At 38.0% G+C, this 20,832-nt stretch carries 19 protein-coding genes; 8 read left to right on the forward strand and 11 right to left on the reverse strand.

Translation table 11 applies throughout. The features are described 5' to 3' along the window. The first annotated feature begins 6 nt into the window (after positions 1-6). On the forward strand, positions 7-813 hold the full coding sequence (locus ACF8D3_RS14795; RefSeq protein WP_392472144.1) for a rhomboid family intramembrane serine protease: 807 nt from the start codon (positions 7-9) through the stop codon (positions 811-813). Here the strand turns inward: ACF8D3_RS14795 and ACF8D3_RS14800 are convergent. Next, the gene (locus ACF8D3_RS14800) at positions 810-3,293 is read right to left on the reverse strand and encodes an ABC transporter permease (RefSeq protein ID WP_392472146.1); all 2,484 of its coding nucleotides are present in this window, start codon (positions 3,291-3,293) and stop codon (positions 810-812) included. The two genes, ACF8D3_RS14795 and ACF8D3_RS14800, sit on opposite strands and share 4 nt — an antisense overlap. Next, positions 3,290-3,994: an ABC transporter ATP-binding protein gene (locus ACF8D3_RS14805; RefSeq protein ID WP_392472147.1), complete on the reverse strand. Its 705-nt coding sequence runs from the start codon at positions 3,992-3,994 to the stop codon at positions 3,290-3,292. Before ACF8D3_RS14805 ends, ACF8D3_RS14800 begins: the two co-directional genes overlap by 4 nt. Positions 3,995-4,036: 42 nt before the next feature. On the opposite strand from ACF8D3_RS14805, the gene ACF8D3_RS14810 reads away from it, so the two are divergent. Next, entirely contained in the window at positions 4,037-4,660 is a 624-nt protein-coding gene (locus ACF8D3_RS14810; RefSeq protein WP_392472227.1) for an arylesterase, read from the forward strand. A gap of 29 nt (positions 4,661-4,689) precedes the next feature. On the opposite strand, the gene ACF8D3_RS14815 is transcribed toward ACF8D3_RS14810, so the two are convergent. Next, complete coding sequence (locus ACF8D3_RS14815) at positions 4,690-5,304, reverse strand: carbonic anhydrase (RefSeq protein ID WP_004878368.1); 615 nt, start codon at positions 5,302-5,304, stop codon at positions 4,690-4,692. Between the two features lie 236 nt (positions 5,305-5,540). On the opposite strand from ACF8D3_RS14815, the gene ACF8D3_RS14820 reads away from it, so the two are divergent. Next, the gene (locus ACF8D3_RS14820) at positions 5,541-6,554 is read left to right on the forward strand and encodes an alpha/beta fold hydrolase (protein WP_392472229.1); all 1,014 of its coding nucleotides are present in this window, start codon (positions 5,541-5,543) and stop codon (positions 6,552-6,554) included. A gap of 23 nt (positions 6,555-6,577) precedes the next feature. After that, positions 6,578-7,585 carry a hypothetical protein gene (locus tag ACF8D3_RS14825; RefSeq protein ID WP_392472149.1) on the forward strand — a complete coding sequence of 336 codons (1,008 nt, stop codon included), beginning with the start codon at positions 6,578-6,580 and terminating at the stop codon, positions 7,583-7,585. Positions 7,586-7,617: 32 nt separating this feature from the next. On the opposite strand, the gene ACF8D3_RS14830 is transcribed toward ACF8D3_RS14825, so the two are convergent. Then, a complete protein-coding gene (locus ACF8D3_RS14830; RefSeq protein ID WP_392472151.1) occupies positions 7,618-9,627 on the reverse strand; it encodes a ligand-gated channel protein in 2,010 nt (669 codons plus the stop codon). A 227-nt stretch (positions 9,628-9,854) separates the two neighbouring features. Beyond that, positions 9,855-10,493, reverse strand: a complete 639-nt coding sequence (nfuA, locus tag ACF8D3_RS14835) for a Fe-S biogenesis protein NfuA (protein ID WP_004878363.1) — start codon at positions 10,491-10,493, stop codon at positions 9,855-9,857. Between the two features lie 153 nt (positions 10,494-10,646). Here nfuA and ACF8D3_RS14840 point away from each other — a divergent pair, with 153 nt between their 5' ends. The 3 genes from ACF8D3_RS14840 to ACF8D3_RS14850 all read left to right on the forward strand — a co-directional run bounded on the left by ACF8D3_RS14840 (position 10,647) and on the right by ACF8D3_RS14850 (position 12,907). Continuing rightward, positions 10,647-11,264 (forward strand): rhomboid family intramembrane serine protease, encoded by a 618-nt coding sequence (locus ACF8D3_RS14840; protein ID WP_392472154.1) that lies wholly within the window; start codon positions 10,647-10,649, stop codon positions 11,262-11,264. Positions 11,265-11,425: 161 nt separating this feature from the next. Next, positions 11,426-11,587, forward strand: coding sequence for a hypothetical protein (locus ACF8D3_RS14845; RefSeq protein WP_004878361.1), 162 nt, complete (start codon positions 11,426-11,428; stop codon positions 11,585-11,587). 192 nt (positions 11,588-11,779) lie between these two features. Further along, positions 11,780-12,907 carry a helix-turn-helix transcriptional regulator gene (locus tag ACF8D3_RS14850; protein WP_392472155.1) on the forward strand — a complete coding sequence of 376 codons (1,128 nt, stop codon included), beginning with the start codon at positions 11,780-11,782 and terminating at the stop codon, positions 12,905-12,907. Between the two features lie 20 nt (positions 12,908-12,927). On the opposite strand, the gene epmA is transcribed toward ACF8D3_RS14850, so the two are convergent. Then, positions 12,928-13,899, reverse strand: a complete 972-nt coding sequence (gene epmA / locus ACF8D3_RS14855) for an EF-P lysine aminoacylase EpmA (RefSeq protein WP_392472157.1) — start codon at positions 13,897-13,899, stop codon at positions 12,928-12,930. Positions 13,900-13,907: 8 nt separating this feature from the next. After that, complete coding sequence (locus ACF8D3_RS14860; protein WP_392472159.1) at positions 13,908-14,975, reverse strand: 4-phosphoerythronate dehydrogenase; 1,068 nt, start codon at positions 14,973-14,975, stop codon at positions 13,908-13,910. A 194-nt stretch (positions 14,976-15,169) separates the two neighbouring features. Here ACF8D3_RS14860 and ACF8D3_RS14865 point away from each other — a divergent pair, with 194 nt between their 5' ends. Next, the gene (locus ACF8D3_RS14865) at positions 15,170-15,544 is read left to right on the forward strand and encodes a diacylglycerol kinase (protein WP_019383919.1); all 375 of its coding nucleotides are present in this window, start codon (positions 15,170-15,172) and stop codon (positions 15,542-15,544) included. Between the two features lie 108 nt (positions 15,545-15,652). Here the strand turns inward: ACF8D3_RS14865 and ACF8D3_RS14870 are convergent, their stop codons facing one another. From ACF8D3_RS14870 to groES, 4 genes are all read right to left on the reverse strand, one after another. Then, entirely contained in the window at positions 15,653-17,668 is a 2,016-nt protein-coding gene (locus ACF8D3_RS14870; protein WP_392472161.1) for a YadA-like family protein, read from the reverse strand. 266 nt (positions 17,669-17,934) lie between these two features. Continuing rightward, positions 17,935-18,672: a hypothetical protein gene (locus ACF8D3_RS14875; RefSeq protein ID WP_392472163.1), complete on the reverse strand. Its 738-nt coding sequence runs from the start codon at positions 18,670-18,672 to the stop codon at positions 17,935-17,937. Between the two features lie 160 nt (positions 18,673-18,832). Beyond that, complete coding sequence (groL, locus tag ACF8D3_RS14880) at positions 18,833-20,467, reverse strand: chaperonin GroEL (RefSeq protein ID WP_004878354.1); 1,635 nt, start codon at positions 20,465-20,467, stop codon at positions 18,833-18,835. 59 nt (positions 20,468-20,526) lie between these two features. Beyond that, positions 20,527-20,817 carry a co-chaperone GroES gene (gene groES, locus ACF8D3_RS14885; protein WP_004652030.1) on the reverse strand — a complete coding sequence of 97 codons (291 nt, stop codon included), beginning with the start codon at positions 20,815-20,817 and terminating at the stop codon, positions 20,527-20,529. Positions 20,818-20,832 lie beyond the last annotated feature (15 nt).

Genomic DNA, 20,832 nt, shown 5'->3' on the forward strand with positions numbered 1-20,832 from the left:
AAACATATGACTGAAACGACTCCACCACAAATCAATCAAAAATTGCAAATACAAACATGGTGGTTTACTGCAATCTTAATTGCGGTCAATGTTGGATTATTTGGTTGGCAAATCCTTACAGGTGTGAATATTACCGACCCATCCCCTATGGATGCAATCGCTTGGGGCGCCGATTTTACACCACTCACCTTTTCGGGTGAGCCTGAACGCCTTTTTAGCAGCATGTTTTTCCATTTTGGATTGATCCATTTAATGTTAAATATGTGGGCACTCTATATATTTGGCAGTGTCGCTGAGCAGTTATTTGGTCGTTCCTATTATATCGGTATGTATTTTCTTGCGGGTTTGATGGGAAGTGTACTTTCTAGCTATCTGAGTATTCGTGACGGTTATCAACTCTTACAACATTTTGACCCAAGCTTGCTCCCTCATATCAGTGCAGGTGCATCAGGAGCAGTCATGGGGCTGGGCGCAGCACTGACCGCTGTTTCATTATTTCCAGCATTACCAAGACAACGTTTTTGGTTAGATAAAAAATCTCTAGTTATGGTGATGGCGATCAACCTAATCTTTGGTTTTACGGTTTCAGGAATTAACAATGCAGCCCATATCGGCGGCATGATCATGGGGGCTTTGCTTGCAAGTCTTTGGTATTTCGGTCAAAAGACTCAACGTAAAGTTACTATACAAATGATTGCACTGGTTCTGTGTAGCGTATTACTTGCTGGATTCTATTTTTATTGTACGCAGTTAAGTACAGGTCTCACCCCATTATGGGATGAGATTCTTCGTCAAAATCAACTGACTTTTTAAGATTGATTGATTTCTCTTAAACTTTGTAATGGCGGAATATCGCATAAATAACTCAGACGATATCGTCCAATTAAAGTACATACCAGCATCATTGCTAAAGGTAAAATAAACCAAATTTCTGGATGCAATTGGACTGCCATTTGCATCTTATAACTTGCAATTGCACTGATTACCTCTGCAAATAAACACGCCACAATACCAGCAAGTAAACCAATAAAACCAATCTCTAAGCTGAGCATCCGCTTTAATTTATTTTTAGCGACACCAAATGAACGCAATAATGCAACCTCTTTACGGCGCTCATCCATTAATACATTTAAGCAGGCAATTAAAACCAACACACCTGACATGCCAACAAGCACAGCCAATACCGTCACGATCTGAACCAATACATTCATCAAGCGTTTAACTTCATCCAATATCCGCCCAACATCAATAAATACCGTATTGGAAAATTGCTGAATGAGCTGTACCATTTTTGGCTGATCGACTGTCGGAACATAAAAACTGCCTAAATAACTTCCTGCATTCTCATCCATGGTTTGAGGAGAGAAAATAAAGAAGAAATTGGGACTAAAACTTTCCCATTCCACTGAGCGAAGATTAATTACTTTGGCTTCTAATATTCCCTCAGGCAAGCTGAAGCGTAATTGATCACCAATTTTAATGCCTAACTCAGTGGCTAATTTTTCTTCAACAGAAACTTGCCCTACTGCACTGAAATTTGCTTTGCCTTGTGTAATGACATTGTCCGTCGGATATGCACTCGCTTGCGTCAGATTCAATTCACGTCGAAGTGAATTATTTTGCTTAATCAACTCAGGAGAAAATGCTTGATTATTCTTCGCAATTAATCGCCCTCGAATGTTCGGATATAGTGGTGTTGAAGACCAGTTATTCTGCTCAAGCTGTTGTTTAAATTGAGGCATATCAAATGGAGGTAAACCATATACAAATTGGTTTGGCGTTCCTTCTGGTAATTGTTGCTGCCAACGTTGTAATAAATCTGTTCTTAATACACTTAAAACCGTAATTAAACTTAAACCAAGTGCTAATGCCGTGATTTGTAATGCCGTTTGATGCGGTGTACGTACATAAGCTGACAAAGGATGCTTTAATCGTTTAATGGCTTTTAACAGCAACCAGATCATCGCAAAAAGCACAGTACATAGCACAAGAATCGCCACTAAAACCAAAAGGCTTAACTGTAAGTTATCACTCAATACCAAACTGAAAACAATAAGGCTGGAAATCCCCACGGCGAACATCGCCACATAGGACTTACGAGAACGTTCTTGTTGACGAATGACTCGAATAGGCGGAGTGTTTAACAGCTCCCAAATACTTGGCAGAATAAAACCGATCAACACCATTACACTGGTAAAAATGGCGATAGGCAAAGCCATGAGTAAATCACTTACCGCAAAGCTCAGCTGCAATTGAGGAATCAACTGTAGCATTAACTGCAACAATCCATATCCCAAGCCAATCCCAATCAAACTACCAAGTGCAATCGAAATCAAACTCACAATCCCAAGCAAAATAATGTAAGCCGATAAAATCTGCTTCTTACTCGCGCCTAAACAGCGCATCAGTGCAATATGATCTTGGTTTTGTTGTACATAACGCTGGCTCGTTAAAGCAATCGCAATACCACATAGCAGAATCGTCAAAAGATTGGCAAGCTGTAGAAAAGTATCTAAATTCTCTATGGGCTTCATCAATCTTGTATTGGATTGACTTGCATCTCGTAACTTAAGTGATGTTTGTTCGGCTGTTTCTGCTTGTGACTCTACTTTTTGATTATCGGATTCAGGGTCAATTTGTTGCCTAAATATCTTCTTATAAGCATCGACAGCATTTGGTTCTCCAGCCATCAATAAGCGATATTCGATACGACTACCAACTTGAATTGCATTGGTTTTAGCAATATCAGCTTGATGAATAATTACGGTTGGAGAAAAACCTGAGAACCCAAGCTCTTGATTTGAATCATGTTCAATCAGACCTGTGACTTTAAACTCACCATCAGCAATTGCAACATTATCCCCCAGTTTCACGGCGAGAAGATCCATCGCACGGGGACTCAACCACACCTCTCCTTGTTTTATTTGCTGAGCTTTTGGTGCAATCTCAAGCTGCCCACGAAGCGGAAAAGCGCCATCAATGGCTTTGACATTCACCATGACAAATTGATCTTGAGTATGCGCCATTGAACCAAACAGCGTGACCGAAGCCTGTTTTAAATTGAGTTTTTTTGCCTGTTCATGCCAATTTTCTTGAATCGGTTGATTATCAGATAGAACGAGATCTGCACCCAGCATTTCAGCAGCTTGAAGCGTTACTGCATTCTGAACTTGAGTATTACTGAACTTTAAAGCGGTTGTCGCACTAATAGCCACTGACAGTGCAATGATCAGTAAATATAAACCACCTGTGCGAAAGCTTTGTAACAGTAAAGGTTTCAGGATCGAGTTCATATTCTCTCCTCAGCCTTTACAATTTCTTGAATCTGACCATCCACAAGTGTGACATGACGTTGACACAGCGCTGCTAAATTTTGATCATGCGTTACCAACACTAAAGTTGTGCCCAACTCATGATTTAAATCAAATAATAGTTGTTCAATTTCTTCCGCTGTTTGCCCATCCAAGTTGCCTGTAGGTTCATCTGCAAAAATAATTTTTGGCTCAGCAATCAATGCTCGTGCAATCGCAACGCGTTGTTGCTCACCGCCTGATAAAACTTTAGGTGTTTGTTGAGCCTGACGACTTAATCCAACTCGCTCTAACCAAGCCAAAGCCTTTTGCTCAGCTTGTTTAAAATGAAAATCAGGCTGTAGACGCAAAGGTAACATCACATTTTCCAATGCGCTAAGCTGTGGCAACAATTGAAATGATTGGAAAACAAAACCAATATTCTCCAAGCGAACCTGCGCTCGTTGCTCTTCAGTCAACGAATGCACAGCCTTTCCACACACCCATAATTCACCGTCACTCGGACGATCTAGTGTTGCTAAAATACCGAGTAAAGTCGATTTCCCTGAACCTGAACGTCCTGTAATGGCAATTTGCTCACCTGCATAAATCTCTAAATCAATCTCTTTTAAGATGGTGAGATTTTGCTGATTGATTTGAATATTTTGTGTAACTTTTTGGGCAGAAATAATCGCTTGTGGCATGATGTCACGTATCCTTTAGGACAAATTTGAAGTGCTATGCAAATATCTAAAGTTATCTTGTCGGTATCAAAAACGCTTGGAACAATCACTCTATGTTTAGTACCAACATTGGTTTCTGCAAAGACTATTTTAATTTTGGGTGATAGCCTGAGTGCAGGTTATGGTATTGATGCAAAACAAGGTTGGGTTCATTTACTCCAACAACGCTTAAACCAACAGTATCCGAAACAACATAAAGTGGTCAATGCAAGTGTCAGTGGAGAAACAACAAGTGGTGCGCTGGCGAGACTGCCAAAACTACTACAGACCTATAAACCAGAAATTGTTGTAATCGAACTTGGCGGTAATGATGGTTTACGCGGTCAGCCACCGCAAATGATTCAAAAAAACTTGGCGCAATTGGTACAACTCAGTCAGAAACAAAAAGCCAAAGTTTTACTGTTTGGTATGAAGATACCACCAAACTATGGAACAGCGTATAGCACTGCCTTTGAAAATAATTATAAAGTTGTAAGTCAGCAATATAAGATCAAGCTACTGCCATTTTTTCTTGAAGGTGTAGCGGGAAATAAAAGTTTGATCCAAAACGATCAAACCCATCCAAATGCGAAAGCTCAACCGATTCTACTCAATCTCGCCTACCCATACATAAAAGGTGCTTTATAAGCACCTTTTATGACGAAATCTATGAGTCGTTAGAAATCAAAAAAAATCACTTCACCAGTTTCTAAAGAATACTCAGCACCCACTACAATCAATTTGCCTTTTTCAATCAAGCTTTCAAGCACAGCTGAACCGTGACGTAATTGATTCACTGATGCAAATACGTTTGAACGAACAGCATGTGCAGACAATTTTTTCAAATCATCCTTTAATTCAGTCTGCATTAAAATTTCTACAGAAGGACGCACACGATTGACAATCGACATTAGATTTGATGATGGTGGTTGATCTGGATTTTTTAAGGTATCAATCGTTGCTTGAATCGCACCACAGTGGCTATGACCCAATACAACAACAACGGCGCAATCATAACGCTCAGCTGCGAACTCAACACTTCCGACTTGCGATGGCGCAACAACATTGCCCGCAACACGAATAACGAATAAATCCCCTAACCCTTGGTCAAATACCATTTCAGCTGGTACTCGAGAATCTGAACATCCTAAAACAATTGCAAAAGGATTTTGTTCACTGGCCATTTCGGCGCGCTCTTGGTGAGAGAGTAGTTTCTGTTGGGTTGCTTCCCCTTTCACAAAACGAGCATTACCAGCTTTTAATCGTTCTAGCGTTTCTTGGGCGGTGAGCATGCTTAAATCCATCTATGATTGACATGAAAAAATAGTTTAATGTGGACATGTTCGAAAGTCACTGACAAAAATAAAAACTCTCAAGTTAAAGGCTGTCGTTTTCATCAAGGAAATAGTGGAAATTTACTCATTTCATTGGCAAGAATTTCCAGACCCTTGTAGATTATGCAAATGACTCAGCTGGAAACTTCAACAATAATCAATTGGTTTAAAAATAAATCAAGGATAGAACAATGATGATGAATACCCTATTACCGATACCATTTCGTAAAACATTTACAGCTTTTTTACTCAGTTGTAGCCTTGGGGCGATGGCAATTCAAACTACACAAGCTGCTGAAATTGAAATGAGTTTTCAAAATTTATTACAACAAGAACGTGCTTGGGCAGGCTTACAAACCAAAACTTTAAAAGTTGGCGATATTACGTGGTCATACAGCGAAGGCGGACAAGCTGGTAAGCCAATTGTTCTTTTAATTCACGGCTTAGCTGGAAGTCGTGATAACTGGAATCGTGTGGCACATGCTTTAACGGCAAATTATCATGTGATCATTCCTGATCTGCCTGCCAGTGGTGAAACAAAAGTCCCTAAAGAATTTGATTATTCTGTTCCAAACGTCACAGAAAAATTACGTCGTTTTATTGAAGCTGCAAATCTTACAGGTCCAGCTCATATCGCAGGACATTCATTAGGTGGCTCAATTGCAATGCTCTACGCTGGTCAGTATCCATTCGAAACGAAAAGCCTGTTTTTAATCGATGCAGCAGGTGTTTATAAGTCAGCGACCACACCTTACCTAAAAGATCCAGCTCAAGTTAAAAATATGATTGTGAGCAAGAAAGGTGATTTTAATTACTTAATGCAACAAGCGATGTACTCGCCACCATTCATTCCGAAAGAAATTGCGCAAGCACAAGAAAAAATGATGATTGGGCAAGTTGAAGAAACACAAAAGATGGTTGATCAAATTATTGCGCTCAATAAGCTCTTTACGCCTGACTCTTTTGCTTTACTTGCGAAATCAATTGATGCCCCAACACTGATTTTATGGGGCAAACAAGATAAAATTATTAATGTTGAAGTAGCACCTGAGTTAAAATCCCTGCTGAAAAATGCACAGACCCCAGTGATTTTGGATAATGTTGGTCACATGCCAATATTAGAAGCAGATCAATTGGTGGTTCAGCAATATTTACCATTTTTAAGCAAGATTCAGGCGCAAAAACCTGCAACTGCCCCATCACCATAATTTAAATCATTATTTGAGCTTTTATGTCTAAACATCCAATGATAGAACAACTGATTGATGCACAACTTGATTTTTTAGATCATGAATTTGCACAAGCTGAAACTATTCAACATGAGTTAAAGCAGTTCTATCATTGGTTGCGTTTACAACAACTTCAGCATATTTGGTCATTTGAACAGATTATTGATCTGATCGAAAAACAAATTTTAGCAACGCCTGCGAGTTCTTTTTTAGTCGAACAAATTGCTGAACATATCCGATTTGCTTTAATTCATCCGTTAAATGATCAAACTACAATCGAAGATGTAATTCCTGTACTGACCATTGATTCAATCGCGCAATACGTTGCGAGTAAAAGTGGTCATCGTCAACGGCTCATTAAAACGATTGTCAATAATCCTGCGTTCTCAGCATTAGTCACTCAACTGATCCAACACTCAATTCAAGACTATTTAGATAACTCTGTTATCTCTAAACGTGTACCTGGTGTGGGTCACTTTATGAAAATGGGGAAATCTGTTTTAGAAACAGTCACTGACTCAAACCTAAATGATACTATCGGGCATTATTTACAAAAGAACATTTTGAAGATTAGCCAAATGAGTGAAAATGTTTTAAATCAACACTTTAATGATGAAAAACTATATCATTTTCAGGCAAATCTTTGGCATAAAATTAAAGTCATGCCATTATCAGTTTTACGTAATTATTTAGAAGTTCAGGATTTACCCAAAACCGTAGGTATGGGACATGAAATTTGGGAGCATATTCGTCAAACACCGTATTTAAAACAGCAAGTTCATGACGGTGTTTATGCATGGTATGCACGCAATCAAGAGCGAAGCTTTGATCTATTGTTACGTGATCTCAATATCGATGAAGACTTAATTCAAAATGAGCTAAGCAAATTATTAGAGCCAGTTTTAAAGCAAGTGATTGAAACAGGTTATTTAAGAGAAAGAGCACATTCTTATTTAGAAAAGTTTTATTATTCTGAACAAGTGATGAGTATTTTAAAACAAGAAAGATAAGGCAAATTCACCTTACCTTTCTTGCAATCAACTTAGAAGCTATAAGTCACACCGAGATTATAACGACGACCATCTAAAACATAGTTATAGGTATCTTTATCAATCTCTTTGTCAAATAAATTATAAACACCTGCTGCAACTGCGATGTTTTGTGTTGGCTTATAGTTCAATCCAACATCAACCATCGTATAAGCAGGTTTACCTTTTGCCATTGCGGTACGACTCAAATAATCAGATGTTTTACTGCGATAGTTGACACGTCCCCAGCTTGAGAATTGATCATTAATTTCCCAGTCAGCAGTTGTATTGAACATATGCTTTGGCATTTCATTTAAAGGTTTTCCTTTATTAATACCACTTTTTTGCTCTGTATCCGTGAAGGTATAATTTGCAGATACATTTACATTTGGTAGAGCCTGCCAACCAAACGTCAATTCAGCACCACGCATGCTCGCTTTATCAACATTCTCACGTAAGCTAACAAAGTCAAATTTTTCACCTAACCAATCACACTCTAACGCACCAACATTTTCACCCTGACAAGTTCTAACTTCAGTGATCTTATCTTTAAACTCACTATTAAATAGTGTTAATCCAGCATTTAAGTTATCTAAATTATCCCAGTTAAATGACACTTCATAGTTCACACTTTTCTCTGGTTTTAGATCAGGATTACCGACAATAACTCCCTTACTTTGTCCACCGCCTGTTGCTTGTCCCCATTCAGCAACGGTTGCACGCAATGCTGGTGTTTTATAGCCTGTAGATACACCGCCTTTAATCACCCAGTTATCATTTAAACCCCAAACGCCATAAACCTTTGGACTCCAATGATCACCAAACTTCTCGTCTTCATCTAGACGTAATGAAGTTGTCAAAGTGAAATCATCCACAATGTTCCATGCATTTTCAGCAAATAGTGCCCAGCTATAACGATCTAAGCTCGAAACAGGTGTAGAACCACCGATGCTTAATTGATTGCCCTTATCTTCTAATTCTTCTTTTAAATACATCCCACCAAAGCTGAGACTGTGACGATCAAAATTAATTTTATTGATTGTATTAAATGTCGTATTAATCGCTTCCATATTACGTGATGGATTTTCATTTTCCTCACGTTGGATATAAGAATGTGTTTCCACTGCACCAACTGTACCACGGTGTGTCAAACTGTATTCTGTACGGTAATAATCTGTGAGTGAGTTTACTGGTGGATTTCTGCCTGTTTGAATTGGCGAAATACTCTTGCCAACCGTTGCATCACGATTTTGAATTGAACGTTGATATTCCAAATCAAAAGTATGTTGATCATTTGGCGTAAGTGTTAATGCAGCCCCACCTGCACGAATTTTTTGCTCACTATAACCCCCATAAATTTCATCTTCATCACGTTGCGAATATAAACCATTGGCCTTGAAAGATAAAAGATTTGCAATTAAAGGCCCTGCAATATATGCATTGGTTTGATAAATATTTCCTGATTTTGAGTTTTCTTGTAATGTCGTATCTAGCTTAATTGATCCAGTCCATTCATTGGTATTTTTCTTGGTAATAATGTTAATTACCCCGCCCATGGCATCAGAACCATATAAGCCTGACATTGGACCACGAATCACTTCAATTCGCTCAATCGCACCAATATTAGGTAACCATCCCTGTTCAATTCCAGAGTTATCACTATTTGGTCTTACAGAACGCGTGTTTACTTTTTTTCCATCAACCATGATGACTGTGTAAGCACTCCCCATACCACGGATACTAATATCACTTGAACTTCCACCGCCCGTGACCACAACCCCAGGTACATCTTTCAACGCATCAGTAACATCGCGATAAGCTTTTTTATTAATTTCTTCTTGTGTGAGAACTGAAATAGAAGCAGCAGCTTTTTTAATATCTTGCTCAAAACCACTTGCTGTGATCACAATTTTTTCTAGTTGAGTAACTTCGTTTGTCTGAGTATCGTTCGCATTCGCGATTGCCATCATACTACCAAGAACAGAAATGGCGAGTAGTGATTGACGAGCTAATTTATTGGACATATTCCCACCTAAACATGACAAACCTTAAGATTTGCTTAAAAAATTTAGGAGAATTCTAACAAAAAATAAATAAAACTCAATACAAATGATAATTATTATTATTTATATATTCATCTTTTTTTTCCTACATCTTGTTATGAAACAAAGAAAAATATTTACTGATATTTTTCTGACATGAAAAAAGCCCTCGAAAGGGCCTTTTCCAATAGATGATATTTCAAGTTTTTTTACTTAAAATATGCGCCTTCTGCTTGGCTATGGTCAGTTTGATCAACGACACGCTGTAACTCAGGAACGTGTTGCTTTAATGTGGTTTCAACACCTTGCTTCAAAGTTACATCAATCGCTGAACAACCTTGGCAACCACCACCGAATTTTAATACAGCAGTTAGACCGTGTTCTGCATCATCCTGAACTTCAACAAGACTACAGTTACCACCATGCCCTTCTAAGCTCGGGTTAATTTCAGATTGAAGTACATAAGTAATACGCTCTTCAATTGAAGCATCGGGACCAACACGTGGAACCTTCGAGTTAGGTGCACGGAATGTTAATTGTCCACCAAAACGATCTTTGTTGTAGTCAATTACAGCATCAAGCAAATATGGAATTGATGGTGCATCTACATAGGCTGGAAAGTCTGGATAATCCTGCTTATAGTCTGTTGGCACAACTTCTTCAGGTGCACTATAAGCCATACAACACTCTGCACGTGGTGTACCCGGATGCTCTACAAAAACACGAACGCCAATTCCTGGAGTATTTTGCTTTGCTAATAAATCACGTAAATACTCTTGTGCAGAGGGAGTAATCAAAAGGTTTGGAATTTCTTCTGCGACAGCAGTGTTGGTGTTCTCAGTCGACATAACAATAATCCTCAAGCTGATGTCGTTATATTAACCGAAGATGGAGGGTAATTAAAAAAAATCAACCATTTTTGTAGGAATTATATGCAAGATCATTGTTTATTAAGTTTTTAATGGCATTATTGCTTAGACACTGATCAATTTAAAACATTTATGTTACATCTACCCTTTAGCCATACTGTGACTCTTATCATTATCACAGTTGCAATTTCTTTATTGGCATTCTCCAATCAGGCAGTGATGAACCGTCTGATTTTTTGGCCTCCTGCAATGCAACGTGGTCAATTTGATCGTTTCATTACCCATGGTTTTGTCCATGCTGATGGTACACATTTACTTTTTAATATGATTACCCTGTTCTTTTTTGGGAATATCATTGAAAGTTTTTATCGTCAATTTTTTTACGACATGGGCTTTGTGTTGTTTTATCTTGGTGGTTTGATTTTTGCGATATTACCAAGCTATTTGAAACATAAAAATGATATACGTTGGGCAAGTCTTGGGGCTTCTGGGGCCGTATCTGCAGTTTTATTTGCCTATATTCTGTTTCAACCTTGGAACTTAATTTTTGTATTTTTCATTCCAGTACCCGCGATTATTTTTGCAATTTTATATGTCGCTTATAGCATCTGGTCAGGGAAACGCGGCAATAGCAACATCAATCACAGCGCTCACCTTTGGGGAGCTGCTTATGGTGTCGTCGTGACAATCTTATTAGAGCCTAGAGTCATTCCACACTTCCTTAATCAACTGACTAAATTACCTTTTTAAAATCTGAAAATAAATTCAATTGAAAATAAGCCTCATATTTGAGGCTTTTATATATCGTGATTGATACAAATATCAGTTAAAAATTTCATTTTTTATCTAGTAGAAAATCGAATATACCCTTAAAGTTTTTATGGAATAAACATAAAGATTGGGATGAAATCATGAAAAAAACTTTATTGTGTTTGAGTGCATTATTCTTTGTTGGATTATCAGGTTGTGCTGTACATACACCTCACGGCAGTGTTGTCGTTGATCCAGATCATAATCATGGTGGTTCAGGTAATTTCTGTCCTCCTGGTCAAGCGAAAAAAGGTCGCTGTTAATCAGTTTCCCACCTAAGCTCATTGCAATGGGCTTAGGTATTCTAAACCTCCTACTAAGCATCTAAAATAAGATTTACTCCATCAGATAATTGCAAAAAACATCACAATTTTTCTTTTCGTAGATTTCATTTCCGTAAAACCCATATACTATATAGGGAAATGTATTTTATTCATTTTTATGGGATTTCTAAGATGAATCTAATCCAGCCCTGTGTCGTTACCGAAATATTGAATAAGGTTCAACATGCAGATGATTGGATTAATTTTCTAGAACAGCTCAATCTCCATTTTAATGTTCAAGCATCACAGCTTTTAGCCGTTGATCTGGAAGTACAAGCTCTGTCTTTCAGTGTCCATCACGGCGTAAATCTTGATGAAAATCAACTCGAACAAGCCGCTTTAAAACAAATCCGTCTAGCCATAGATGATGACCCTCGCTTAAAAAAAATGTTACTAGCACCAATGAATGGTTGGATGCATTGTTCACAACATTTTCAAGAACATGAAATCACCCGAACTGAAGTCTATCAACAAGTATTACAACCCCTAGATTTAAGATTCTGTTCTGCGATTCAAGTCATATATGATCAAAAAGTTTGTGTTATTTTAGCTTTCCTCAGTAGCCAAGATCGAGGTAGCTTAAATTGTTCAGAATTACAACCGATCTATGAGATTTTGCCAGTTTTACAACAAAAAATTCAGCAATATCGACATCATTTTGAATATTCTACAATGACGCTTCTCGGATCACAATTGATCCAAAAGATGAAGCAGCCGATTGCGATTATTAATCTAAATGGTGATATCTTAGAGATAAATGCTGAAGCAGAACAATTATTTGAAAATAATGAGCTGATTCAAATTAAACAGCGTCGTTTTAGCCTGAATGAACATCATCAGCAGCTGTTTGATCAAAACCTAATAGAATTAGAAAGAAATTATAAAAATCATAGACAACTTGATTGTAAAGTACAGACGAAAATCATGATGCTCAGCGATGATTTATTTCTAACATTAGACTTACTTAGCCCAGAAAAGACGCATAAAATTTTTGGATTACGTCCCGTTTTACTTGCAACATTTTCTGGGCTTCAACACCGCCCTAAATATCAGAAAGAGCTTTATACACAATTATTTATGTTTACACCTGTGGAACATAAGATATGTGAGCAATTACTAGAAGGCAAAACGACCAAAGAAATTGCGCTCTCTCATGAAATCCAGTTAGATACGGTTAAAAAACATCTAAAATCTATTTTTAAGAAGACCAAAACCAATCGGCAAGCTGGATTGATCCAGCTATTAATGCAGTTTCTATAAATAGTTTAAAGATCTTTTTACTATGCAATTTCAGCTGGAAATGCAATCACTTGGTCTATCTTCATCTTATTCATCGAGACCATCAACAAACGATCTATTCCCAAGGCTATTCCTGAACATTCAGGCATATTAGGTAAAGCCGCTAATAAGTTCTGATCAGTCGGAATTGTTGGCAAACCTTGCTTTAACCGCTCAGTATTATCGGCTTCAAAACGAGCGGCTAAAACATCTGCATCTAACAATTCATCATATGCATTGGCAAGTTCTAAACCTTCGATATAAACCTCGAAACGCGCTGCAACAAGTTCCCCATCTTCATCTTGTTTTACCTTCGCTAAAGAGGCCATTTCAGGAGGAAAATCAGTCAGAAAAACAGGCCCATCAAAACCTAAGCTCGGCTCAACAAAATGGGAAAATAATAAATCCATATACGCTAGGCGATCATCACCTAGATCAAGATTCAATCCAACTCGATTTGCTACGCTCTTCAACTGCTCTAAGCTTGCTTGTAAAGGATTAATCTCTAAACGATCTTGGAATGCATGCTTATAGCTTAAAAGATAAGGACGAACTTCACCAAAACGGTGTGATAGGCAAAGCCCCAGTAAATCAGCTGTTTCATGCATTAATCCTTTTAAATCTAAAGCTGGCCGATACCATTCCAACATTGTAAATTCACTATTGTGCTTACGACCATGTTCATCATCACGAAATACTTTACAGATTTGATAAATTGCCCCACTACCACTGGCCAATAAACGTTTCATTGGAAATTCAGGTGAAGTCTGCAAATATTGCGTGTTTAACTTGCCATAAATATGACGCTGCACTTGTACTGATGCTAAATGAACATCCGTCACGCCTGCCTGTGAGAGAATAGGAGTTTCCACTTCCAAAACACCACGCTCAGCAAAAAACTGACGGATTTTTTGATACATTGCTGCACGTGCTTTGAGTGCATCGATAGAACATGTCGGTTGATAACGATTCATAGCCCCACTCACGCTTTAGGTCCTCCATGTGCAGCCCATTCACGGCGCAATGGATAATTCTTACGCAGTAGATCAAACGCTGTTTGTTCAACCTTGCCCGCATCAACACAAGCACGAAGTTGTCGATCATCTTCAGCAATATTATAAATTTGAGTCAAATGCTGTTTGAGCGCAGTTTTTAAATCACGCTGCTCAAAATACTGTTCTACATGAGGCAATTGGCTTTCAAATCGTTTCGATGCCTTATAACCGAAGGTATTACAAAATGCCTCATAGATCATCTGTGTACCTCTCGCTTTACCTTCCAAGCTATAACCTGCGATATGTGGCGTTACCAGAGCGAGCTGATCGAGTAATTGCTGTGAAATTTCTGGCTCAAACTCAAACACGTCTAATACCACTTGGCGTTTTGTCTGCTCAATATTTTCAATTAATGCAGATTGCTGAATCACAGCTCCACGCGCACTATTAATTAAAATTGTTGAATTTTTCATTTGAGCAAAGGCAGCTTGATTAAATAAATGCTGTGTTGGATATTCACCTGAATTTGTTAATGGTACGTGGATTGAAATCGCATCAGCTCTTTTTAAAAGCTGCCCAAAAGCGACATTTTCAATTCCATCAAGTTGTACATATGGATCATAACCGATCACATGCCAACCAAGGAGTTGTGCCATTACAGCAAGACGGCTTCCAACATTGCCCAGACCAATAATAGCTAAAGTAAAGGCTTTATTTTTTTCTAATAGATCAATATTTAAATGCAATAAAGCAGTAATTACATATTCAGCTACGGCTTGAGCATTACAACCCGCGGCATTACTCCATCGAATATGTTTTTGCTCTAAAGCTTGAATATCTAAATGGTCAGTCCCAATCGTTGCGCTCCCCACAAACTTAATTTTTGTTTGATCAATAAGATCATGATTTACTTTTGTGACTGATCGCACTAGCAATGCATCAGCATTTTCAACATCAGCATGTGTAAGTGTTCGTCCAGCTTTATGCTGAATTTCTGCAAATTCCGCGAAGAAATAATCGGTAAATGCCAAATTTTCATCTGCGATAATTTTCATGCAGAACTGTCCTATAGAAAATCAGCACTTATTATCCTTAGCATAGGCAAAATTGACAATTCAAATCTGTTTAACTTGCATACAATATTGCAATAAGCACTAAAATTTTGGTGCATTGTTGCGATGTATTGCCAATCCCGAATCCTATTTTTAATTTTATAATAGGCTTATCCCCCTTTCTTTCTCCTTTCACTATGTCTCTTTATTCTCCTTATAAAGGCAAAAATGGTCTTAAACGAATCTTTGACGCGACAGGCTATTCACTTGCTGGATTCAAGGCCGCTTTTAGCCATGAAGCCGCGTTTAGACAAGTCATTTTGCTCAATATAATTCTGATTCCATTGAGCTTCTTTGTTCATGTATCGGCGTTAGAACAAGCATTAATGGTCGCTGTTTGCCTATTAGCAATTATCGTTGAGTTATTTAATTCAGCTATCGAAGCTGTTGTAGATCGTATTTCTTTGGAAAAACATGAATTGTCTAAGAATGCGAAAGATATGGGGAGCGCAGCTCAATTTGTTTCTTTAGCCATTATTTTCTTTACTTGGGTAATTATTTTATTTAAATAAAAAAGGGGTTGTCTCTTTACTGGGTAGAAACAACCTTAAAAATGAACTGTTTTAAAAGAAAACCTGAATTTATTTATAAACTCAGGTTTTCTTAAGTATTTTTTACTATTACTTACCGCCAAAAACGTAAGCAACACCTACACGACCACCGAATTCATTACCACCTGCGAAACCCAAAGCCCCGCTAGCAGAAATACGATCAGTAAATGATGTTACGACACCAATAGAACCGGCAGTTTCACCTTCATAATGGCCTACACCACCAAATACAGCAACTTGACCTGGTTGAATACTAGGTACAGCTTGTTGAGCTGCCAATGCAATTGCAATACCACGGTAAGCTGTACGCTCTACATCATCAACTCTAGTATTTAACTGATTAACACGATTGTTTAATTGATTAATACTACGATCAAAAGTAGCTACACGAGTGTCAGTGTAGCCTTTAGCACTGGCCAGAGTTGCTTTATCACCATCAACAATAGCTTTGTTGACACGTGTACTTTCTACTGCTGCCTCATGGCGCAATGTTGTTGCGGTATTATCCGTATGCATTTTTGCAGATACTAAAGTTGCCGTATCCGCCATATTCATTTGTTTAAGATTTACTGCATCTGAATCTGCTGTAGCGGCAGCTACATGAATAACCTGACGTTCACCACCAACAGAGCCCACTGAAACCGTATTATCTCGATCAGATGTGGACGCATTTCCTAACACAACTGCATTGGTTGCATTAGTATTTATATCGTTACCCAAAACGAAAGTATTATCTCCATTTACTGTATTGTTATTACCCACAGCATAACTAGCATTGCCACTGACGACGTTTGGATCACCAATTGCACCCGAATGATTCCCAGTGACTTGATTTCCCACACCTATCGCAATTGACTGCTCACCTTGTGCAACAGCACCAACGCCAATTGCGATAGATTGCATCCCTTCTGCTTTAGCTAACTCATCACCATCATTACTTTGCAGTGCTACAAATGGCGAACCATTTGCATTTGCATCCGTATATGCTTTCGCCTGTTCTAAAACAGATGAACTGCTTTGGTCTGTATATTGTTTAGCATTGTTTAAGGTTGTGGCTGCTATACTATTTGTATGTGCCTTGGCATCTGCTAATGTTTTTGCGTTGGTATCCTTCACTTCATTGCGAATCACTGTAGCCATATCTGCCGTCGTTTTATTCGCAGATGCTAATGTTGACGCATTTCCATCTGCAATTGCTTGATCTAAACGTGCGGATTCAGTTGCCGCTTCAGAACGTAATGTTGTTGCTGTATTATCAGTATAAGTTTTTGCATTTGCTAAAGTTGATGTATTTCCATCTGCAATTGCTTTATCTAAACGAGCAGACTCGGTTGCAGCTTCAGAACGTAATGTTGTTGCCGTATTATCTGTATATGCTTTTGCATCGGCTAATGTCTGAGCATCACCATTTGTCACCTTTGCAATTTCCTGATCTAAACGCTCGGTTTCGGCTGTAACTTCTGCTCTTAATGTCGTCGTCGTATCATCAATATATGTTTTGGCATCAGCTAATGTTTGAGCATCCTGCTCTTTAAGTTGTTTTAAATTGACAGCTTGATAATCAGTAGTGGCTTCTGCTAAATGATTAATATTTGTGTAAGCTGCATCTGCATTATATAAAGAAGCATCTGTTAATCGTCCCTTTGATGATAAAAGTATACCTTCCTTACCCACAGAAAACTGACCATTATCAATATCTGCATCACCAACAAGTAAGTCTTCATTAACTTTGAGCTCTCTAGCATCAACCTTCCCAGTGCTAATAAAGCCCTCTTTTTCTGTTGAAAAGAGTTTATTTTTCACACCTAACTGTGTATAAGTTGTCCCACCAAATTCAGTAATATTTAAACTTTTAGTATCAATCCTTTGATTTGCATTAACTCTATCAGCAAACACATTAGGCGCTTGTACAGAATTTGGAGCATTTACATCTTCTTCTATCAATGCAAATGCACTATTCCCCGTCATGGTTGCTGTTAGAACAACAGCCAATATTGAAAGCTTAGGTACATAAAGTTTATTGCATTCTTTGTTTCCATCACCATAATTTTTTTGATGTAAACATCTATTCCATAATTGATTCATATATTCACTCCTACACTTTTCTTAAATACTCCATTAATGATTTCTGATATATAAATATTAGGAATTATTAAGGGAATGTATTAAACATTGTCAGTAGGTAATACATTACTGAATCATAATTTTGTGATCCATTCCCCAATTGGGGTATAAAAATACTTGATATAAGCTTAAATAAATTTATTTTTTAATTATTTTTACAGGTTAATTTTCGTAACATTCGGCATATATCTAACATATTGTTAAATATATGCAGATATAAAAATGATCTAAAATGCGAAGCCAATCCCTACTACAAGGCCTTTCTGCTCAGTATCCCATTTAAAACTACCACTTTTATAATCCTGAGATACATAACGATATCCAACTCTAAAGTTGATAGGTGCTGAAAATATTTTCTGGCGATATCCTACATATGCTTGAGCAATTTGTGTTTGTTCAGTGCCATAAGTATATTGAGCAGCAATGTTCCAAGGAGATTCAGTATTGTAACGCAAACGCGCACCACCAAAGTATTCAAACCAATCTTTTCCTACAGCAACCACTTTCCCCAAAGCGCCTAAATTCCCCTCTAAATCCGTATAGTTAAATCCCAAAGTAGGTTCAATCACCAAACCTTTTCCCTGCGGATACTGCTCATAGGCTCGATAATAAATTCCTAAATTACTTAAATTCACTTTTGTTGATAATGCAATCGGATATGAATAAACCTGTTTTTCTTCTTCAGTCTTCACGTATTGAATATCTGAATAAACGCCCCATTTACCTTTAGCAACTTCAAAATGTCCCATTAATGCTTTATCTAATGAATCTAGCGTATATTTGAATGGTTGATCTAAATGATAATTCATTCCTTGATAACCAATTTTTCCATCAATATCCGCAGCAAACCCATAAATATTTACAAACACTTTGGTATCACCAATGAAAGAATCTTTGAGACTTTCTGCTTGTGCATGGGGAATAAATAATCCACAACTCAGAATATACAGGCAATATTTATACATTTATTTCTCCAAAAACCGTTTATAAAAATTTAAGTATGATTCATGTATTTTTAATATGAATTAATTTATTAGTAACGTTTTCTCAGAATATTTTCTATGTTAGAAACGTAAAAAATCCCTGCATTTGCAGGGATTTTTTACGACTTAGACGATGATGTGATTACATCATGCCGCCCATACCACCCATACCGCCCATATCTGGAGCAGCTGGTTTATCTTCTGGAATGTCAGTAATCATACATTCTGTAGTCAACATTAAACCAGCAACAGAAGCTGCATGTTCAAGTGCAGAACGCGTTACTTTAGCAGGGTCAAGAATACCCATTTCTAACATATCGCCATATTCACCAGTTGCAGCGTTATAACCGAAGTTACCTTCACCCGCTTTAACTGCATTGATTACAACTGAAGGCTCATCACCTGCATTTGAAACGATTTGACGAAGTGGCGCTTCGATTGCACGACGTAAGATGTTGATACCAGCTGTTTGATCTTCGTTAGCGCCTTTTAGGCCATCTAACACATTTACAGCTCGCACTAATGCAACACCACCACCAGCAACAACACCTTCTTCTACCGCTGCACGAGTAGCGTGAAGCGCATCATCTACACGGTCTTTCTTCTCTTTCATTTCAACTTCAGTTGCTGCGCCGATTTTGATCACTGCAACACCGCCAGCTAATTTAGCAACACGTTCTTGAAGTTTTTCTTTGTCGTATTCAGAAGTAGACTCTTCGATTTGAGCGCGGATTTGCTGTACACGCTCAGCGATTTGCTCAGCATTACCAGCACCATCAACGATTACAGTATTTTCTTTAGATACAGTAATTTTGTGTGCAGTACCTAGATCTTGTAGAGATGCTTGCTCTAAAGACATGCCCACTTCTTCAGAAATTACAGTCGCACCAGTCAAGATCGCGATATCTTGAAGCATTGCTTTACGACGGTCACCAAAACCAGGTGCTTTAACCGCACATACTTTGATAATACCGCGCATGTTGTTTACAACAAGTGTAGCAAGCGCTTCGCCTTCAACATCTTCAGCGATGATAAGAAGTGGTTTACCTGTTTTAGCAACAGCTTCTAATACGGTAATCAATTCACGGATATTGCTGATTTTTTTATCAACAAGAAGAATGAATGGGTTTTCAAGTTCAGCAGTCAACGTATCTTGCTTGTTCGCGAAGTATGGAGAGATATAACCACGATCGAACTGCATACCTTCTACAACGTCTAAAGCGTCTTCGAAGCCAGAACCTTCTTCTACAGTGATAACACCTTCTTTACCAACTTTTTCCATTGCTTGCGCAATAAGCTTACCAACAGTTGTGTCAGAGTTTGCAGAGATTGAACCCACTTGTTCAATTGCTTTGAAGTCATCAGCTGGTTTAGCGTTAGTACGGATATTTTCAACAACAGTTTTTACTGCGATATCGATACCACGTTTCAAATCCATTGGGTTCATACCAGCAGTTACTGATTTGATCCCTTCATTTAAGATTGCTTGTGCAAGTACAGTTGCAGTTGTTGTACCGTCACCTGCGATATCATTTGTTTTAGAAGAAACTTCACGAACAAGTTGAGCCCCCATGTTTTCAAACTTGTCTTTTAAAGAAATTTCTTTAGCAACAGTTACACCATCTTTAGTGATGTGTGGTGCACCGAAAGAACGATCGATAACAACGTTACGACCTTTAGGTCCTAAAGTTACTTTTACTGCATCCGCAAGTACGTTTACACCTGCAATCATTTTTGAGCGAGCTGAATCACCAAATTTTACGTCTTTAGCTGACATATTAAACTCCGAATCTTTTTAAATACTTAATCTGATAATAAATGTGAGTTATGTGTCGATTAGCCTTCAAGCACAGCTAAGATGTCTGACTCTTTCATGATTAAGAGTTCTTCACCGCTTACTTTAACTGTTGTACCCGCATAAGTACCAAACAATACTTTGTCGCCAACTTTAACGTCTAAAGCACGAACACCGTTGTCAGTGATCTGACCATTACCCACTGCAATTACTTCACCTTGAGACGGTTTTTCAGCGGCAGAACCTGGAAGTAAAATACCACCAGCCGTTTTCGTTTCTTCTTCTACACGACGAATCACAACACGATCATGTAATGGACGAATGTTGCTCATAATTAACTCCATCAG

The sequence above is a fragment of the Acinetobacter sp. YQ_14 genome (assembly GCF_043102985.1).
Taxonomy (GTDB): domain Bacteria; phylum Pseudomonadota; class Gammaproteobacteria; order Pseudomonadales; family Moraxellaceae; genus Acinetobacter; species Acinetobacter venetianus.

Bases quoted from the DNA above. Each gene is read 5' to 3' on its own strand.
- ACF8D3_RS14875 (WP_392472163.1), bottom strand. From the start codon at position 18,672: ATGTATAAATATTGCCTGTATATTCTGAGTTGTGGATTATTTATTCCC.
- ACF8D3_RS14860 (WP_392472159.1), bottom strand. From the start codon at position 14,975: ATGAAAATTATCGCAGATGAAAATTTGGCATTTACCGATTATTTCTTC.
- ACF8D3_RS14815 (WP_004878368.1), bottom strand. From the start codon at position 5,304: ATGCTCACCGCCCAAGAAACGCTAGAACGATTAAAAGCTGGTAATGCT.
- ACF8D3_RS14840 (WP_392472154.1), top strand. From the start codon at position 10,647: ATGTTACATCTACCCTTTAGCCATACTGTGACTCTTATCATTATCACA.
- epmA (WP_392472157.1), bottom strand. From the start codon at position 13,899: ATGAATCGTTATCAACCGACATGTTCTATCGATGCACTCAAAGCACGT.
- groL (WP_004878354.1), bottom strand. From the start codon at position 20,467: ATGTCAGCTAAAGACGTAAAATTTGGTGATTCAGCTCGCTCAAAAATG.
- ACF8D3_RS14830 (WP_392472151.1), bottom strand. From the start codon at position 9,627: ATGTCCAATAAATTAGCTCGTCAATCACTACTCGCCATTTCTGTTCTT.
- ACF8D3_RS14800 (WP_392472146.1), bottom strand. From the start codon at position 3,293: ATGAACTCGATCCTGAAACCTTTACTGTTACAAAGCTTTCGCACAGGT.
- ACF8D3_RS14845 (WP_004878361.1), top strand. From the start codon at position 11,426: ATGAAAAAAACTTTATTGTGTTTGAGTGCATTATTCTTTGTTGGATTA.
- ACF8D3_RS14805 (WP_392472147.1), bottom strand. From the start codon at position 3,994: ATGCCACAAGCGATTATTTCTGCCCAAAAAGTTACACAAAATATTCAA.
- groES (WP_004652030.1), bottom strand. From the start codon at position 20,817: ATGAGCAACATTCGTCCATTACATGATCGTGTTGTGATTCGTCGTGTA.
- ACF8D3_RS14870 (WP_392472161.1), bottom strand. From the start codon at position 17,668: ATGAATCAATTATGGAATAGATGTTTACATCAAAAAAATTATGGTGAT.
- ACF8D3_RS14795 (WP_392472144.1), top strand. From the start codon at position 7: ATGACTGAAACGACTCCACCACAAATCAATCAAAAATTGCAAATACAA.
- ACF8D3_RS14820 (WP_392472229.1), top strand. From the start codon at position 5,541: ATGATGAATACCCTATTACCGATACCATTTCGTAAAACATTTACAGCT.
- ACF8D3_RS14850 (WP_392472155.1), top strand. From the start codon at position 11,780: ATGAATCTAATCCAGCCCTGTGTCGTTACCGAAATATTGAATAAGGTT.
- nfuA (WP_004878363.1), bottom strand. From the start codon at position 10,493: ATGTCGACTGAGAACACCAACACTGCTGTCGCAGAAGAAATTCCAAAC.
- ACF8D3_RS14865 (WP_019383919.1), top strand. From the start codon at position 15,170: ATGTCTCTTTATTCTCCTTATAAAGGCAAAAATGGTCTTAAACGAATC.
- ACF8D3_RS14825 (WP_392472149.1), top strand. From the start codon at position 6,578: ATGTCTAAACATCCAATGATAGAACAACTGATTGATGCACAACTTGAT.